The organism is Streptomyces sp. NBC_01237 (assembly GCF_035917275.1).
In the GTDB taxonomy this organism is placed as follows: Bacteria; Actinomycetota; Actinomycetes; order Streptomycetales; family Streptomycetaceae; genus Streptomyces.
The window spans coordinates 4,055,800-4,071,082 of record NZ_CP108508.1 but is presented as its reverse complement, the minus strand read 5'-3'; the positions used below and the strand labels follow the sequence as shown (position 1 = coordinate 4,071,082).

At 70.3% G+C, this 15,283-nt stretch carries 15 protein-coding genes and 1 tRNA gene; 9 read left to right on the top strand and 7 right to left on the bottom strand.

Translation table 11 applies throughout. The features are described from left to right. Positions 1-28: 28 nt before the first annotated feature. Entirely contained in the window at positions 29-865 is an 837-nt protein-coding gene (locus tag OG251_RS17920) for a class I SAM-dependent methyltransferase (RefSeq protein ID WP_326678134.1), read from the top strand. A gap of 25 nt (positions 866-890) precedes the next feature. Here OG251_RS17920 and OG251_RS17915 read toward each other — a convergent pair whose 3' ends face one another. Beyond that, complete coding sequence (locus OG251_RS17915) at positions 891-1,568, bottom strand: winged helix-turn-helix transcriptional regulator (protein ID WP_326678133.1); 678 nt, start codon at positions 1,566-1,568, stop codon at positions 891-893. Positions 1,569-1,614: 46 nt separating this feature from the next. On the opposite strand from OG251_RS17915, the gene OG251_RS17910 reads away from it, so the two are divergent. After that, complete coding sequence (locus tag OG251_RS17910; protein ID WP_326678132.1) at positions 1,615-3,078, top strand: MFS transporter; 1,464 nt, start codon at positions 1,615-1,617, stop codon at positions 3,076-3,078. Positions 3,079-3,150: 72 nt separating this feature from the next. Here the strand turns inward: OG251_RS17910 and OG251_RS17905 are convergent, their stop codons facing one another. Next, positions 3,151-3,957, bottom strand: a complete 807-nt coding sequence (locus OG251_RS17905; RefSeq protein WP_326678131.1) for an SGNH/GDSL hydrolase family protein — start codon at positions 3,955-3,957, stop codon at positions 3,151-3,153. A 436-nt stretch (positions 3,958-4,393) separates the two neighbouring features. Here OG251_RS17905 and OG251_RS17900 point away from each other — a divergent pair, with 436 nt between their 5' ends. Then, a complete protein-coding gene (locus tag OG251_RS17900; RefSeq protein ID WP_326678130.1) occupies positions 4,394-4,750 on the top strand; it encodes a VOC family protein in 357 nt (118 codons plus the stop codon). 240 nt (positions 4,751-4,990) lie between these two features. Here OG251_RS17900 and OG251_RS17895 read toward each other — a convergent pair. Together OG251_RS17895 and OG251_RS17890 are read right to left on the bottom strand one after the other, a co-directional pair. Then, positions 4,991-5,064 (bottom strand) — tRNA-Pro (locus OG251_RS17895). Positions 5,065-5,238: 174 nt separating this feature from the next. Continuing rightward, the gene (locus tag OG251_RS17890; RefSeq protein ID WP_326678129.1) at positions 5,239-6,177 is read right to left on the bottom strand and encodes a metallophosphoesterase; all 939 of its coding nucleotides are present in this window, start codon (positions 6,175-6,177) and stop codon (positions 5,239-5,241) included. A gap of 79 nt (positions 6,178-6,256) precedes the next feature. Between OG251_RS17890 and OG251_RS17885 the strand changes: the two genes are divergently transcribed. Beyond that, entirely contained in the window at positions 6,257-6,721 is a 465-nt protein-coding gene (locus tag OG251_RS17885) for a GatB/YqeY domain-containing protein (RefSeq protein WP_073719662.1), read from the top strand. Positions 6,722-6,938: 217 nt separating this feature from the next. On the opposite strand, the gene OG251_RS17880 is transcribed toward OG251_RS17885, so the two are convergent. Then, on the bottom strand, positions 6,939-9,164 hold the full coding sequence (locus OG251_RS17880) for a transglycosylase domain-containing protein (RefSeq protein WP_326678128.1): 2,226 nt from the start codon (positions 9,162-9,164) through the stop codon (positions 6,939-6,941). A 419-nt stretch (positions 9,165-9,583) separates the two neighbouring features. Between OG251_RS17880 and OG251_RS17875 the strand changes: the two genes are divergently transcribed. Next, on the top strand, positions 9,584-9,934 hold the full coding sequence (locus OG251_RS17875) for a WhiB family transcriptional regulator (protein WP_015609457.1): 351 nt from the start codon (positions 9,584-9,586) through the stop codon (positions 9,932-9,934). Between the two features lie 178 nt (positions 9,935-10,112). Here OG251_RS17875 and OG251_RS17870 read toward each other — a convergent pair whose 3' ends face one another. Both OG251_RS17870 and OG251_RS17865 read right to left on the bottom strand, forming a co-directional pair. After that, positions 10,113-11,537: an ArsA family ATPase gene (locus OG251_RS17870; protein WP_326678127.1), complete on the bottom strand. Its 1,425-nt coding sequence runs from the start codon at positions 11,535-11,537 to the stop codon at positions 10,113-10,115. Further along, positions 11,534-12,508 carry an ArsA family ATPase gene (locus tag OG251_RS17865; RefSeq protein ID WP_326678126.1) on the bottom strand — a complete coding sequence of 325 codons (975 nt, stop codon included), beginning with the start codon at positions 12,506-12,508 and terminating at the stop codon, positions 11,534-11,536. The genes OG251_RS17870 and OG251_RS17865 overlap by 4 nt, the downstream gene beginning before the upstream one ends. A gap of 71 nt (positions 12,509-12,579) precedes the next feature. On the opposite strand from OG251_RS17865, the gene OG251_RS17860 reads away from it, so the two are divergent. The 4 genes from OG251_RS17860 to OG251_RS17845 all read left to right on the top strand — a co-directional run bounded on the left by OG251_RS17860 (position 12,580) and on the right by OG251_RS17845 (position 15,244). Then, positions 12,580-12,738, top strand: coding sequence for a DUF4177 domain-containing protein (locus tag OG251_RS17860; protein ID WP_003967454.1), 159 nt, complete (start codon positions 12,580-12,582; stop codon positions 12,736-12,738). Then, positions 12,738-13,208: a RidA family protein gene (locus tag OG251_RS17855; RefSeq protein ID WP_073719525.1), complete on the top strand. Its 471-nt coding sequence runs from the start codon at positions 12,738-12,740 to the stop codon at positions 13,206-13,208. Before OG251_RS17860 ends, OG251_RS17855 begins: the two co-directional genes overlap by 1 nt. 318 nt (positions 13,209-13,526) lie before the next feature. Further along, positions 13,527-14,417, top strand: a complete 891-nt coding sequence (locus tag OG251_RS17850; protein WP_326678125.1) for an NUDIX hydrolase — start codon at positions 13,527-13,529, stop codon at positions 14,415-14,417. Continuing rightward, complete coding sequence (locus tag OG251_RS17845) at positions 14,414-15,244, top strand: MBL fold metallo-hydrolase (protein ID WP_326678124.1); 831 nt, start codon at positions 14,414-14,416, stop codon at positions 15,242-15,244. Before OG251_RS17850 ends, OG251_RS17845 begins: the two co-directional genes overlap by 4 nt. The last annotated feature ends 39 nt before the right edge of the window (positions 15,245-15,283 follow it).

The following is a 15,283-nucleotide window of genomic DNA, read 5'->3' as shown; positions in this document are numbered from 1 at the left end:
CCCCCAGCCTGTGGGTAACTTTCCGCCCATGTACTCACCGACTCCGGACGACTGGCACGACGCCAACCGCGCCCGCTGGGACGAGCGCGTGGCGATCCACGCGGCGAGCGACTTCTACGAACTGGATGCCTTCCGGGAGGGCAAGGACGCCCTGCGCGCGTTCGAGGTCGCGGAGGTCGGTGACGTCACCGGCAGGACCCTGCTGCACCTCCAGTGCCACATCGGGCTCGACACCCTGTCCTGGGCCCGGCACGGCGCCGAGCATGTCGTCGGTCTGGACTTCTCCGAGCCCGCCGTCGAGACGGCCCGCGGCCTCGCCAGGTCGCTGGGACTCGGCCCGGACCGGGCGGCATTCGTCGCCGCCGATGTGTACGACGCGCGGGAAGCCGTCCCCGACCCCTCGTACGACATCGTCTATACGGGCGTCGGTGCGCTGAACTGGCTTCCCGACATCGGGCGTTGGGCGGAGACGGCGGCCTCGCTCGTCGCACCCGGCGGATTCCTCTACCTCGCCGAGTTCCATCCGCTGACCGACACGCTGGACGACTCGACCGGGTCGACGATCACCTACGACTACTTCAGCCGCGAGGCGTGGGTGGACGAGACGCCGGGGACGTACGCCGACTTCGACGCCCCGACCGTCCACAACCGCAGTGTCGAGTGGCAGCACCCGGTGGGCGAGGTGGTCTCGGCGCTCGCGGCGGCCGGGCTGCGGATCGAGTTCCTGCACGAGCACGACGTCTCGCTGTTCGCCCGCTTCGGCTCGCTGGAGCGGCACGAGGACGGCCACTACCGCTTCCCGGCGGACCGGCCCCGCATCCCGCTGATGTACTCGATCAAGGCATCGCGCCAGGTCAACGCCTGAACAACGGCCGCGCCCGGCTGATCCGTCAGTGCCGCTCGGCGGGGAGCGATCCGGGGAGGCGGTCGGGCAGCGGGTCGGGCAGCGGTCCGGCGCGGTCCCAGCCCGGGGCGCGGACGTCCGCGGTGAGGGTGTCCGTCGCGATCTCCTGGCCACAGGTCCGGCAGACCCAGACGGCATCGAGATCGTGCGCGCGCCCGTGCCCGTCGCCGGGGGCGCCTTCGGCGCTGGGCCCGCTCCCTTCGCCACGCTCGCGCTCGTCGGCGTGCCCGCCCCCGTCGCAGTGCCCGTCGCGGGGCTCGCCGTCGCCACGCTCGCGTTCGCCGGCGTTCCCCGGATCGTGCACCATCACGACCGGCGGCACCTCGTTCACCCAGCGGTCGCCCCAGTCCAGCAGCGCCCGGATCACCGGTGCGAGATCCCGGCCGGACGCCGTCAGGTGGTACTCGTAACGCGGCGGCCGCTCGTTGTACGGCCGACGCTCGACCACGCCGGCCTGCTCCAGTGCGCGCAGCCGGGCGGCGATGCGGTCCCGTGGCGCACCGGTGTTCCGGGCGATCGCCTCGAACCGGTGGTTGCCGAAGAAGATCTCGCGCACCGCGAGCAGCGCCCATTTCTCGCCCACCACATGGAGTGCGGCGGCAGCGGAACAGGGCCGTCCGGGCAGCGTGACGGCGAGGGGTCCAGGGCTCTTCGAAGCGTTCATCCCTACTAGGTTGCCATCTCAAACTCACTGGCGCTAGCTTGCCGTCATGACAGTTGGAAAATCAAACTCACTCCCATCCGCCCCACCCACGAGCCCAGTCCCCGCTTCAGGCCCCGCTCCAGCCCCAGCCCCGGCCCCGGTCTCGTCGCGCGCCGCCGTCTGGATCATTTCGGCCGGTGTCTTCGTCGTGAACCTCGATCTGTTCATCGTCAACGTCGCCGTGCCCGCGCTGGACGATTCCTTCGGCGGCAGTTCTCTCGCTTCGTTGTCCTGGGTGCTCAACGCGTACGCGATCGTCTTCGCCGCGCTGCTCGTCGTCGCGGGACGGCTCGCCGACCGCTACGGCCACCGGCGCGGGTTCCTGCTGGGCCTGGCGGTCTTCACCGTCGCCTCCGCGCTCTGCGCCCTCGCCCCGGATGTCGGCTGGCTGGTCGCGGCCCGGATCCTTCAGGCCGCCGGGGCCGCGGCCCTGATGCCGACCTCGCTCGCGCTGCTGCTCGCCAACACCCCTGCGGAACGCCGCCCGCGGGCCATCCGCAGCTGGGCCGCGATCGGCGGGATAGCCGCGGGACTCGGCCCGGTCGTCGGCGGCCTGCTGGTGGAGGCCGACTGGCGCTGGGTGTTCCTGGTCAACGTCCCGGTGGGAGTGGTCGGTCTGCTGGCCGGGGCCCGGCTGCTGCCCGACGCCCGCCCGGACCGCGAGGGCCGCCTGCCGGACCTGGTGGGCGCCGCGCTGCTGACCCTCGCGATCGGGGCCCTGGCCTTCGGGCTGGTCAAGGCCGATGCCTGGGGCTGGGGTTCGCCCGGGGTCCTCGTTCCGCTCCTGGCGGCGGTCGGCCTCACGGCGGCCTTCGTCCTGCGCTCGGCCCGGCATCCGGCACCGATCGTCGAGCTGCCGCTGCTGCGTACGCCGGCCTTCGCGGCGGCCACGCTGGCGGCCCTGCTCTTCACGGTGGCGTTCGCGGCGATGCTGCTCACCTCGGTGCTCTGGTGCCAGCAGGTGTGGGGGTACTCGGCGATCCGTACCGGGCTGGCGATCGCTCCGGGCCCGCTGGTCGTGCCGCTGCTGGCGGTCGCCTCCGGCCCGGTGGTCCGCCGTATCGGGGCCGGGCGCACGGCCGCGCTCGGGTGCCTGCTGTTCGGCGCGGGCCTGGCCTGGTGGGCCGTCCAGCTCGGTACGGACCCGAGTTACGCCACCGGGTTCCTGCCCGGCATGGTCGTCACCGGTATCGGCGTCGGCCTCGCCCTGCCCACTCTGGTCGGCGCGGCGGCCGCGGCCCTGCCGCCCACCCGCTTCGCGACCGGCTCGGCCGTCACGACGATGGCGCGCCAGACCGGTTCGGTGCTCGGCGTCGCCCTGATGGTCACGCTGCTCGGTGCCCCCGCCGCCCCCGACGCGGTACTGGAGGCGTTCCGGCACGGCTGGTGGGCTGCCGCCGCCACTGCCGTACTGGCTGCCGCGGCCGCTCTCGCACTGCCCCGTCCGACGGCTGCGCCGAGCGGGCCCTGAACACGGCAGCGGCGGTCCACCGGGCCGAACCCGGTGAACCGCCGCGCCTGTGGGGGGTGGAGCTCCGCGTCCCTAGACCGCCGAACGGAAGGCGGGCAGATAGCCGCCCGACTGTCCCGCGGCCTTGGGGTGGTACGAGTTGTAGACCGGAAGCGTCACGCTGTGGAGCCAGGCGTCACCGGAGCAGAGCTCATGACCGGTGAACTCGTCCGCCACACCGGAGAACGTGAACCCGGCGTCGGCCGCCCGCTTGGCGAGGACGCCGTTCAGCACGTCCGACGCGTTGTTGATGGCACTGCGCTCGGTCTCGGTGAGCCCGGCGATGCAGCTTCCCGAGAGCTTGTAGAAGCGCGGGTAGCCCAGCACGACCACCTGGGCCTGCGGGGCCCGTGCCCGGATGCCGCTGTAGAGCGAATCGAGGCTCGACGGCAGGGAGTTCTGGATCTGCGAGATCGCCGTGTTCACGCTGCTGACGCAGGTGGCCTCACTGGACAGGACGCAGTCCTGCATGACATCGGCGAACCCGACGTCGTTGCCGCCCGCGGTGACGCTGACCAGCGTCGTCGACGAACTCAGCACGCCCAGCTGGGTGCTGGCGACGGAACCGGTCGTCGCCCCGGAGCAGGCGACGAAGTCGAACGAGGCGGGGGAGTTCGCCGCTGCCCAGAGGTAGGGGTAGGCATTGGTGCTGCGCCGGCAGTCGCCGCTGTCGGAGAGGTAACTTCCCGCGCCGACACCGGAGGAGTAGGAGTCGCCGAGCGCGACATAACCGCCCGCGGCGGCCGAGTCGGCGGCCGAGGCCGGCCCGGCAACGCCAAGGGCGGCAACGGCCGCGAGGGCCAGAGTGGATACGGATGCCCAAATTCTTCGTACTGACATGGCTGCCAGCCCTTCGAAGTGTGGGGGGTGGGTGGGGGGACTTCGATGGAGCGAACCAGTTTCTAGCAGCTCCCGGTACCCGCCGGTAATGGCCTCGCGAGAAGTCGTCTGATATGCCCGAATGATCGTTCGGTGATCGAAGCTCCGCGCGTAGATAAACCCTCAACTCGATGGGAGAACCGGTAATTTCGGCGGAACTCTCCACGTGGCCGACGATTGCGGCGGATCAGTGACGGCCGGCCGAACACCGGCTCCCGACGATGCGGAGCGACGGCCCGAAGACACCGCCCGCCCGCTCTCGGACCCCACCCTTCGCCGTTGCCCTTCTCCCGCGCTCTCCGCCCGCGCTCTTCGTCCGGGCTCTTGGCCCGCGTCGACGGTTCGGCGACCGCGGCGGTACCGTGCCACTTCCTGTCCCACGCAAGGAGAACGTCACGTGCTGCGCGGTATCCGTACGGTCATGGTCTTCGTGGAGGACCCAGAAGCCGCGGCACGATGGTGGGGCGAGAACTTCGACGCCGAAGTCGAGCTCGACATCGACGGCACCTCCGTCTACGCCTGGCTCGACATCGACGGCGTCGAGTTCGGCTTTCACCCCGCATCCCCCGAGGCCAACCCCCACGGCGGAAGCACCGTTCCCTACTGGTCCGTCGAAGACCTCGACACCGAACGCCAACGCCTCCTGACCAGTGGCTGCACCCACCACCGGGGCCCTCTCGCGGTGTCACCCGGCCGACGTGTCTGCCAGCTCGTGGACCCGTTCGGCACGGTCTTCGGACTCGACGGCCCCTGATGTACGGCTCTGATGTACGGCCCGCACGTACGACGCTGATGTACGGCCCTGATGCACGGGGCCCGTGCAACGCATCACGCCGCAGTCAGCCGTCGAAGGGCGATCGAAACCACGACCTGCGGCCTCCGGCGCACGGCGGACTCTGCGTTTGGCCCCCACCGGCCGCCCAAGCGGCCCCCCAACGCACATCAGGCCCGGTACTGATTTCTCAGTACCGGGCCTGACCTGGTATTTCGGCTGTCGGGGTGGCGGGATTTGAACCCACGACCTCTTCGTCCCGAACGAAGCGCGCTGCCAAGCTGCGCTACACCCCGATGTCCACCGGTCTCCCGGCGACATCGATTACTTTAGCCCACCGGCGCCCGGAGGCGAAATCTGCTTTCTTCGGCGCCGGGCCCGTTCCGGTACGCCCGGCCGGCCGTGCCCGGGGCCGGGGCGGCGCCCGGTGGCCGGTAGCGGCGGCTCCGGCCGGTCCCGGGGCGCCGGCGTCAGTCGCGGGGCGTCAGCGTGAGCAGGGTCACCTCGGGCGGGCAGGCGAAGCGGATCGGGGTGTAGCGGTTGGCGCCGCAGCCCGCGGAGACGTGGAGGTAGGCGCGCCGGGAGCCCACCGTGTGGCTGGAGAGGCCCTTGACCCGGTCGGTGTCGAGGTCGCAGTTGGTGACGAGTGCCCCGTAGAACGGGATGCAGATCTGGCCGCCGTGTGTGTGTCCCGCCAGGATGAGCGGGTATCCGTCGGCCGTGAAGGCGTCCAGGGAGCGCAGGTAGGGGGCGTGGACCACGCCGATGGAGAGGTCGGCGCCCGTCTCGGGGCCGCCGGAGACCTCCGCGTAACGGTCCCGCTTGATGTGCGGGTCGTCCAGCCCGGTGAACGCGATCTCCAGGCCGTCGGCCTTGAGCCGGCCGCGGGTGTTGGACAGGCCCAGCCAGCCCGCCTCGTCGAACGTGTCGCGCATCGGCTCCCACGGGTTGTGGACCACTCCGACCGCCGGGGCGTTCCCGTTCAGGCCGTGCTTGCCGTGGGCCTTCTCCAGGAGGTAGCGGGCCGGGTTGCGCAGCTTGGGGCCGTAGTAGTCGTTGGAGCCGAAGACGTACACCCCGGGGAACTCCATCAGCGGACCGAGCGCGTCGAGCAGCTCCGGTACCGCCTCCGGGTCGGAGAGGTTGTCGCCCGTGTTCACGACGAAGTCGGGCCGCAGCCCGGCCAGCGACTGGAGCCAGGCCCGCTTCTTGCGCTGACCGCTCACCATGTGGATGTCGGAGACCTGGAGCACGCGCAACGGGCGTGCCCCGTGCGGGAGTACGGGGACGGTGACCCGCCGCAGGCGGAACGAGCGGGCCTCGAATCCGGCGGCGTAGGCGAGGCCGGCAGCGCCGACCGCTGCGCCGACTGCCGTGACTTTCAGGGGTACTCCGTAGCGTGCGCGCATGCGTCCATCGTCGCAGACACGGTGCGGCGACCGGAAAACCGGCGGGCGGCAGGTGGCCCGCACCTGTCACAATCGCGGCATGACCACGCTCAAGTCCAAGCTCAAGGAAGACCTCCACACGGCCATGAAGGCGCGCGACGAGCTGACCTCGTCCACCCTTCGGCTCACCCTCACCGCGATCACCAAGGAAGAGGTCAGCGGCAAGACGGCGCGCGAACTCTCCGACGACGAGGTGCAGAAGGTGATCGCCAAGGAGGCGAAGAAGCGCCGCGAGGCGGCCGAGGCCTTCGCCCAGGGCGGCCGTGCCGAGCAGGCGGAGCGGGAGAAGGCGGAGGGCGAGCTGCTCGACGGCTACCTGCCCAAGCAGCTCTCCGACGACGAGCTGAACGCGATCGTCGGATCCGCCGTCGAGGAGGCGAAGGCCGCCGGGGCCGAGGGGCCGCGCGCGATGGGCGCCGTCATGAAGATCGTGAACCCGAAGGTGGCCGGGCTCGCCGAGGGTGGCCGGGTGGCCGCCGCGGTGAAGAAGCTCCTCGCGGGCTGAGCGGACTTCCCGTACGTACGGCGGTGCCCCGTACGACGGTGGGGCGTACGACGGTGGGGCTGCGGGTCTCGTACGGGCCGGGGACTCGCCCCGTACGCCGTTGGGCGTGCGACCGTACGCCCGGCGGAGGCGGAGCCCGTACCCGTATATACGAAGGTGGGGCGCTCCCGGTCGACGTGACCGGGAGCGCCCCACCTTCATACGTACGCCGGACGGGTCAGGGACCGTTCCTTCCGCCGCCGTGGTTGCCGCGGGAGTCGCCACCGAGGCCGCCGATCATGCCGGGGAACGGGTCGGTGTCGCCGGGCTTGCCGTCCTCGCGGTCGTCGTCCTCGTCGCGGCCCTTGTCCTTCTCCTTGTCCTCCTTCGGCTTCGTCCGGGGGACGGAGACCGGGTTGAAGGAAGGAGTCTCGGAGGCGTTCAGCGCCCCGGTCATCGCGATCTTCCAGATCGGGCCGGGGAGGCAGCCACCGCAGACCTTGTCGTAGTACTGGCCACCGATGGTGACGTTGTACATCGAGCTCTTCTCGCCGATGTCGTCACCGACCCACACCGCCGTGGAGAGGTTGGGGGTGTAGCCGACGAACCAGGCGTCCTTGCGGTCGTTCGTCGTACCGGTCTTGCCCGCGTTGTCACGGTCGCTGAGCCCGGCCTGCGTACCGGTGCCGTCCTCGACGACGCCCTTGAGCATCTGGTTGATCGTGTCGGCGGTGCGCTCGTTCATCGCCCGCGAGCAGGAGGACTTCGGAACCTTGATCTTCTTGCCGTTGGCGTCGGTGATCGACTCGATGGCGATCGGCGTGCAGTACGAACCGCGGTTGGCGAACGTCGCGTACGCGGCGGCCATCGAGAGCGGGGTGCTCACCTCACCGCCGAGGGTGATCGACGGGTTCTCACCGATCTGCTTGCCGTCGCCCCGCTCGTAGCCGACCTTCTTCGCCATCTTGACCGTGTCGCACAGACCGGCCTTCTGCTCCAGCAGCGCGAAGTAGGTGTTGATGGACTTGCCGAGCGCGCTCGTCATGTCCCAGGAGCCCTTCTCCGACTCCAGCTCGTTCTGCAGGTCCCAGTTGCCGCCACCGGCAGTGGAACCCGAGCAGGTGGTGAAGGAGCTCATCGGGACCGAGAGCTTCCAGTCCGTGGAGAACGAAGTGGCCGGGCTGATGCCCTTCTCCAGCGCCGCCGCAGCGGTGATCGGCTTGAACGTCGAGCCGACCTGGAAGCCGTAGGTGCTGCCGCCCATCTTGTTGCTGACGGAGAGGTTGAGCACCGTCTCGTTCTTCTTCTGGTCCAGGCCGTAGGGGCGGGACTGGCCCATGGAGAGGATCTTGCCGGTGCCCGGCTGGACCTGCACGACCGACGCCGCGAACTTGTCGTCCTTGTTGACCCTCGCGGTGGCCGCGTCATTGGCGGCCTGCTGCGCGCGGGGGTCGAGCGTGGTCTTGACGGTCAGACCACCGAGGTTCCAGAGCTTGGAACGATCCTCGTCGGTCTTGCCGAACGCGGGGTCGCTGAGGATCGCCTTGCGTACGTAGTCACAGAAGAAGCCGGAGCCGCTGACGGCGGTGATGCAGCCGTTCTTCGGCTTCCTGACCTTCAGCTTGATCGGGGTGGCCATGGCCTTGTCGGCCTCGGCCTGCGAGATGCTGCGGACGGCGGCCATCCGGGCGAGCACGGTGTTGCGGCGCTTGGTCGCCTCTTCCGTGTCGTTGACCGGGTCGTAACGGCTCGGCGACTGGACGATGCCGGCGAGCAGCGCGGCCTCCTCCAGCTTCAGGTCCTTGGCGTGCTTGGAGAAGTAGCGCTGGGACGCGGCCTCGATGCCGTACGCCTGCTGTCCGAAGAAGGTGATGTTGAGGTAGTTCTCCAGGATCTTCTTCTTGCCGAGCTCTTCCTCCACCTGGATCGCGTACTTCAGCTCGCGGACCTTGCGGCCCAGCGTCTGCTGGGTGGCTTCCGCGACCTTGTCGGGGTCGTCGCCCGCCTCCTCGACGAAGACGTTCTTCACGTACTGCTGGGTGAGGGTCGACGCGCCCTGCGCCGCTCCGCCCGCCTGAACATTGCGGTTCATCGCGCGCAGGATGCCCTTGAGGTCGATCGCCCCGTGCTCGTAGAAGCGGGAGTCCTCGATCGCGACGATCGCGTCCTGCATGTACGGGGAGATGTCCTTGAGGGGAACGACGGTGCGGTCACGCGAGTAGACCGTCGCGATCGCACCGCCCTCGCGGTCGAGGATCGTGGTGCGCTGGCTGAGCGGCGGAGTCTTGAGGTTGGAAGGGATCTCGTCGAATCCCTCGACCGTCCCCTTGGCGGCGAGACCCAGTGCTCCGGCTGCGGGCAGCGCGATGCCCGCCAGCACAGCTCCGGAGAGTGCGGCGACACCGAGGAACTTGGCGGCCTGCTGGGTCGTCGTGAGACCCCCGCCCGAGCGCTTCTTTGGCATGGGGGCAGCCTACGTTCTCATTTGCCGGACAGGCGTATATGCATTGGCCTAAGCTGCTCACAACTGTCACAGCAGTCCGGTTTCGTATCAAGCCCCGTGCGCAATTTCCGGTCATTCTCTCCCTGGCCGGGGCGCAGTTGGACCAAGCACCGAGACGTTCCCGAAATCGCCTCGTGTGTCAGGGAACGTCCGTTGCAACTCGGGTGTACTGTCCCGTTTTCGCGGAGATAGTCCCGCATGTCCTCACCTCACTCCCCTGGGTGATCTGCCGCGTACGCATAGTCCGTTCGGACCATTCAAGATTGGGCCCGAAGGGGGTGTTGTGGTGTCCCTACCTTCCGTAACGTCCTCAACTGGCAACGGTGAATATGCCGCTGCCGCCGTGGGGGAGCCTCGATTCGGGAGAGGACGGCGCCGGCATGGGCTGGGTAACCGACTGGAGTGCGCAGGCAGCCTGCCGCACTACCGATCCGGATGAACTGTTCGTACAAGGAGCAGCGCAGAACAGGGCCAAGGCGGTGTGCACCGGATGCCCGGTGCGGACCGAGTGCCTGGCCGATGCGCTGGACAATCGCGTCGAATTCGGCGTGTGGGGCGGAATGACGGAGCGGGAAAGGCGCGCACTGCTGCGCCGTCGGCCCACCGTCACGTCCTGGCGTCGACTGCTGGAGACCGCTCGCAGCGAGTACGAGCGGTCCACGGGCATCCTGCCCGCGGTGATCGGGCTGGAGGACGACGAACTGCACGAGACGTACGCCGCTGTGGGGTAGGGACAGGTACGACGACTGCTTCCGTTTTCCGGCACCAGGTTCCTTCCGGCACCCGGTGCGGTGCTGCCTGCCATGGCGGTGAGCGGCGTTCCCGCCGTCGGGTGGGGCGCGGTGCGGCACCACGGCGACGTGGCGTGCTGCCAGGGTGTGGCGTGGGTACTGACGTGTCCTGGCGTTGCTACGCGGATTCGGCCGGGGCCGAACCGGAGCCGGTCGCGAGCCGGTCTCCGATGGTCCGAAGGCCGACGAGATCGTGCACATCCCCCGGCAGGGCCGCGACTTCGGTCACCGGCACCTCGGGATGCAGCGCGGCGAAGCGGTCACGGGTGTGCTGTTCGCGCGCGACGACCTGCATGCGCTCGGCGTGCAGCCGCAGCAGACCTGCGGTCAGTTCCTCGACGGGGACCACAGGGGCTGCGGGAACGGCGGGGGCAACGGCTGGAGCGTTCTCGGGAGCGCGGTCGGGTGCGGATGCCGGGTCACGCTCGGATTCGCGCACGCCTGCGGATTTCGGGGCGGGTTCCGGGGCGGGCCCAGATGACGGCTCAGATGTGGGGTCGGGCTCGGGGGAGAGCGGCGGTTCGGGGGCTTCGGGAGAGGTGACCGCCGGGTCACAAAGGGCAGCCTTCCCGGCCGCCTGATCCACAATGCGGGTCTCTTCAAGATTTTCTGCGGCGGCAAGCGCCTGCTCGGCGGAGAGCCGGGATGCCTCGCTGCCGTGGACCCGGTTGAGGACGAGGCCGGCCAGGGGCATGTCCTCCGCGGCGAGCCGTTCCACGAAGTACGCGGCCTCGCGCAGCGCGTCCCGCTCCGGCGTCGCGACCACGAGGAAAGCCGTGCCGGGCGCCTGGAGCAGCTTGTACGTCGCGTCGGCCCGGGTGCGGAAGCCGCCGAACATCGTGTCCATCGCGGCTACGAAGGTCTGTACGTCCCGCAGGAACTGGCCGCCGAGCAGTTTGCCCAGCGTCCCCGTCATCATCGACATGCCCACGTTGAGGAACTTCATCCCGGCCCGCCCGCCCATCTTCGCGGGGGCCATCAGCAGCCGGATGAACGTGCCGTCCAGGAAGGAGCCCAGCCGCTTCGGAGCGTCCAGGAAGTCCAGCGCGGAGCGCGAGGGCGGGGTGTCGACGATGATCAGGTCCCACTCGTCACGTGCCCTGAGCTGCCCGAGCTTCTCCATCGCCATGTACTCCTGCGTACCGGCGAACCCGGCGGACAGGGACTGGTAGAAGGGGTTCTCCAGGATCGCGCGGGCCCGCTCGGCGTCCGCGTGGGCCTCGACGGTCTCGTCGAAGGTCCGCTTCATGTCGAGCATCATGGCGTGGAGTTCGCCGTCGCCCGCGATGCCCTCGACCCGGCGCGGGATGTTGTCCAGCTGGTCGATGCCCATCGACTGGGCGAGGCGCCGGGCCGGATCGATGGTCAGGACGACGACCTTCCGGCCGCGCTCGGCCGCCCGTACGCCGAGGGCCGCCGCGGTCGTGGTCTTGCCGACACCGCCCGAACCGCAGCACACGATGATCCGGATGTCCGGGTCGTCGAGCAGCGCGTCGGTGTCCAGCCCGGGTGCCGCGTCCGTGTCCGCTGTGACCGGGGTCATGAACCCACCTCTTCCCCTGCGCCCTGTTTTCGGAGCTCTGCCGCCAGGTCGTACAGCGCGGAGAGGTCCACCCCCTCGCCGATCAGCGGGAGCTCCGCGGTCGGCAGCTCGAGACCGGCCAGCACGGCACGCTGCTCGCGCTCCAGACCGACCCGCTGGGCATGCTCGGCGGCCTGCTCGACCAGCGGTCGTACGAGGGCTGCGGAACCGGTCACTCCGGCCCGGGTCAGCGTCTTCGCGATCTCCTTGCGGCGGCCGCCGGACGCGGTGCGCAGCGCGTCCTCGTCCAGCAGGTGCGGGCGCACCATGTTCACGACGACGCGGCCCACGGGCAGTTCGGCGGCCCGGAGCTCCGCGATGCCGTCCACGGTCTCCTGGACCGGCATCTCCTCAAGGAGGGTCACCAGGTGGACCGCGGTCTCCGGGGACTTCAGGACCCGCATCACGGCCTGTGCCTGATTGTGTATCGGGCCGATCCTGGCCAGTCCCGCCACCTCGTCGTTCACATTGAGGAAGCGGGTGATACGCCCGGTCGGCGGGGCGTCCATGATCACGTGGTCGTAGACGAAACGCCCCTGCTTGTCCTTGCGGCGGACGGCCTCGCAGGCCTTGCCGGTCAGCAGGACGTCCCGCACGCCGGGCGCGATGGTGGTCGCGAAATCGATCGCGCCGAGCTTCTTGAGCGCCCGGCCCGCGCTGCCGAGCTTGTAGAACATCTGGAGGTAGTCGAGGAGCGCGCGCTCCGCGTCGATCGCGAGGGCGTACACCTCGCCACCGCCCGGGGCGACGGCGATTTTCCGCTCCTCGTAGGGAAGGGCCTCCGACTCGAAGAGCTGGGCGATGCCCTGTCTGCCCTCGACCTCGACGAGGAGGGTGCGCCCGCCCTCGGTCGCGAGGGCGAGCGCGAGGGCGGCGGCCACCGTGGTCTTACCGGTACCGCCCTTGCCGCTGACGACCTGGAACCTGCTCACGTATTCGAGCCTAACCAGTCCGGCCCCGGGCTACGCACGGGACCGCACGTGCCAGGCATTACAGTCGGCCCATGACCAAGTGGGAATACGCGACCGTGCCCCTTCTCGTGCACGCGACCAAGCAGATTCTGGACACCTGGGGCGAGGACGGCTGGGAGCTCGTCCAGGTCGTCCCCGGCCCGAACAACCCCGAGCAGCTCGTGGCCTACCTGAAGCGGGAGAAGGCGTAGTGGCGGGCGCCGTCGAGGCGAAGCTCGCCGAACTCGGCCTGACCCTGCCCGGCGTCGTGCCTCCGCTGGCCTCGTACCAGCCGGCCGTGCGGTCGGGCGTGTACGTGTACACCTCGGGCCAGCTGCCGATGGTGGACGGCAAGCTCGCCGTCACCGGCAAGGTCGGCGCCGAGGTGACGCCCGACGAGGCGAAGGAACTCGCGAAGATCTGCGCGCTCAACGCGCTGGCCGCCGTGAAGTCGGTCGCGGGCGACCTGGACCGGATCGCACGCGTCGTGAAGGTCGTGGGCTTCGTCGCCTCGGCCTCCGACTTCACCGGACAGCCCGCCGTGATCAACGGTGCGAGCGAGCTGCTGGGCGCCGTGCTCGGCGACAAGGGCGTGCACGCACGCAGCGCCGTGGGCGTCGCGGTGCTGCCGCTGGACGCACCGGTGGAGGTCGAGGTCCAGGTCGAGCTGGTCGACGCCTGAGACGTCACCGCGCGGTGCGCGAAGACATCATGATCCCGTCCGGTCGATGCGACCGGGCGGGGTCTTCTTTTTGCCTCGCCTTTTTTTGGGACTCGTTCCGCTGCCTCCATGCCAGTGGTCCTCGGCTCCGGGGCGGACGCGCTGCGGTGTCTTCCCCGGCGGTCGCGGGTGAAACGGCGGACGTGCTGCGGTGTCTTCCCCGGCGGTCGCGGGCGAAACGGGCACGGGTCATGGGCCGCCCCCGGGCGACGGCGGGTCCTGCGACGGTCTTCCCGGCGGCCTCTCGAACATCGGCGCGCTTCCGGATAGCCTCCGGCCATGTCCAATGGTCAGTGGTACCCACCGGAATGGCCCGACCGGATCCGGGCACTCGCCGCCGGAGAGCTGACGGCCGTGACACCCCGGCGGGCCGCCACCGTGATGCTGCTGCGTGACCGGGTGGGCGCGGATGCCGCAAGCGGTCCGGTGGTGCACATGCTGCGCCGCCGTGCGTCCATGGCATTCGCCGGAGGCGCGTACGCCTACCCGGGGGGCGGCGTGGACCCGCGCGACGACGACCGCCTCATCGGCTGGGCAGGGCCGTCCCTGGAGAGCTGGGCCGCCCGGCTCGGCGTCGACACGGTCACCGAGGCGCAGGCCATCGTCTGCGCGGCGGTCCGCGAGACGTACGAGGAGGCGGGCGTCCTGCTCGCCGGGCCGGCCGTCGACACGGTCGTCGGGGATGTCACCGGAGCCGACTGGGAGGCCGACCGCGAGGCGCTGGTGGCCCGCGAGCTGTCGTTCGCCGAGTTCCTGGACCGGCGTGGACTGGTGCTGCGCTCCGATCTGCTGGGCGCCTGGGCGCGCTGGATCACCCCGGCCTTCGAACCGCGGCGGTACGACACCTGGTTCTTCGTCGCGGCGCTCCCGGACGGGCAGCGCACCCGCAACGCCTCCACCGAGGCGGACCGTACGGTGTGGATCGCCCCCGGGGAGGCGGCCGACGGCTACGACCGGGGCGAGCTCCTGATGATGCCGCCCACCGTGTCGACGTTGCGGACGCTGAGGCCGTACGGGACGGCCGCCGAGGCCCTGGAGGCGGCGGATTCCCAGGACCTGACTCCCGTACTCGCACAGGCCCGGCTGGAGGGCGACGAGTTGGTGCTGAGCTGGCCCGGGCACGACGAGTTCACCAAACACATCCCGGGCGCGGGAGGTGGGGCCGCGTGAGCGACGCAGCCGCACTGCCGGGACAGCCGCGCGGCGGTGTGCTCTCCGGCCCCGCCACCGCCCGTACGGTCAACGTCCTCGCCCCCAACGCCTCGGCGATGACGCTCGACGGCACCAACACCTGGATCGTCGCCGAGCCCGACTCCGATCTCGCCGTCGTCATCGACCCCGGACCGCTCGACGACGTACACCTGCGGGCCGTCATCGACACGGCCGAGCGGGCCGGGCGACGCATCGCCCTCACCCTTCTCACCCACGGGCACCCAGACCACGCGGAGGGCGCGGCACGCTTCGCCGAGCTGACGCGTACGAAGGTGCGGGCCCTGGACGCGGCGCTGCGGCTGGGCGACGAGGGGCTGGCGGCCGGTGACGTGATCACCACCGGAGGGCTCGAACTGCGGGTGGTGCCGACCCCCGGGCACACCGCGGACTCGCTCTCGTTCCATCTGCCCGCCGACCGGGCCGTGCTGACGGGAGACACGATTCTCGGCCGCGGTACGACCGTCGTCGCGCACCCGGACGGGCGGCTCGGCGACTACCTGGACACGCTGCGGCGGCTGCGCTCGCTGACGGTCGACGACGGGGTGCACACGGTGCTGCCGGGCCACGGACCGGTGCTGGAGGACGCCCAGGGGGCCGTCGAGTTCTACCTGGCCCACCGCGCGCACCGCCTGGCACAGGTGGAGACGGCGGTGGAGGCGGGGCACCGCTCGCCGACGGAGGTGGTGGCGCAGGTGTACGCCGATGTGGACCGCTCCCTGTGGCCGGCCGCGGAGCTTTCGGTACGGGCCCAGCTGGAATACCTCACCGAGCACGGCCTGATCTGAGGGCTGTGCCGTACTCCGGCAGCGCGCGAGGAAGGGCCC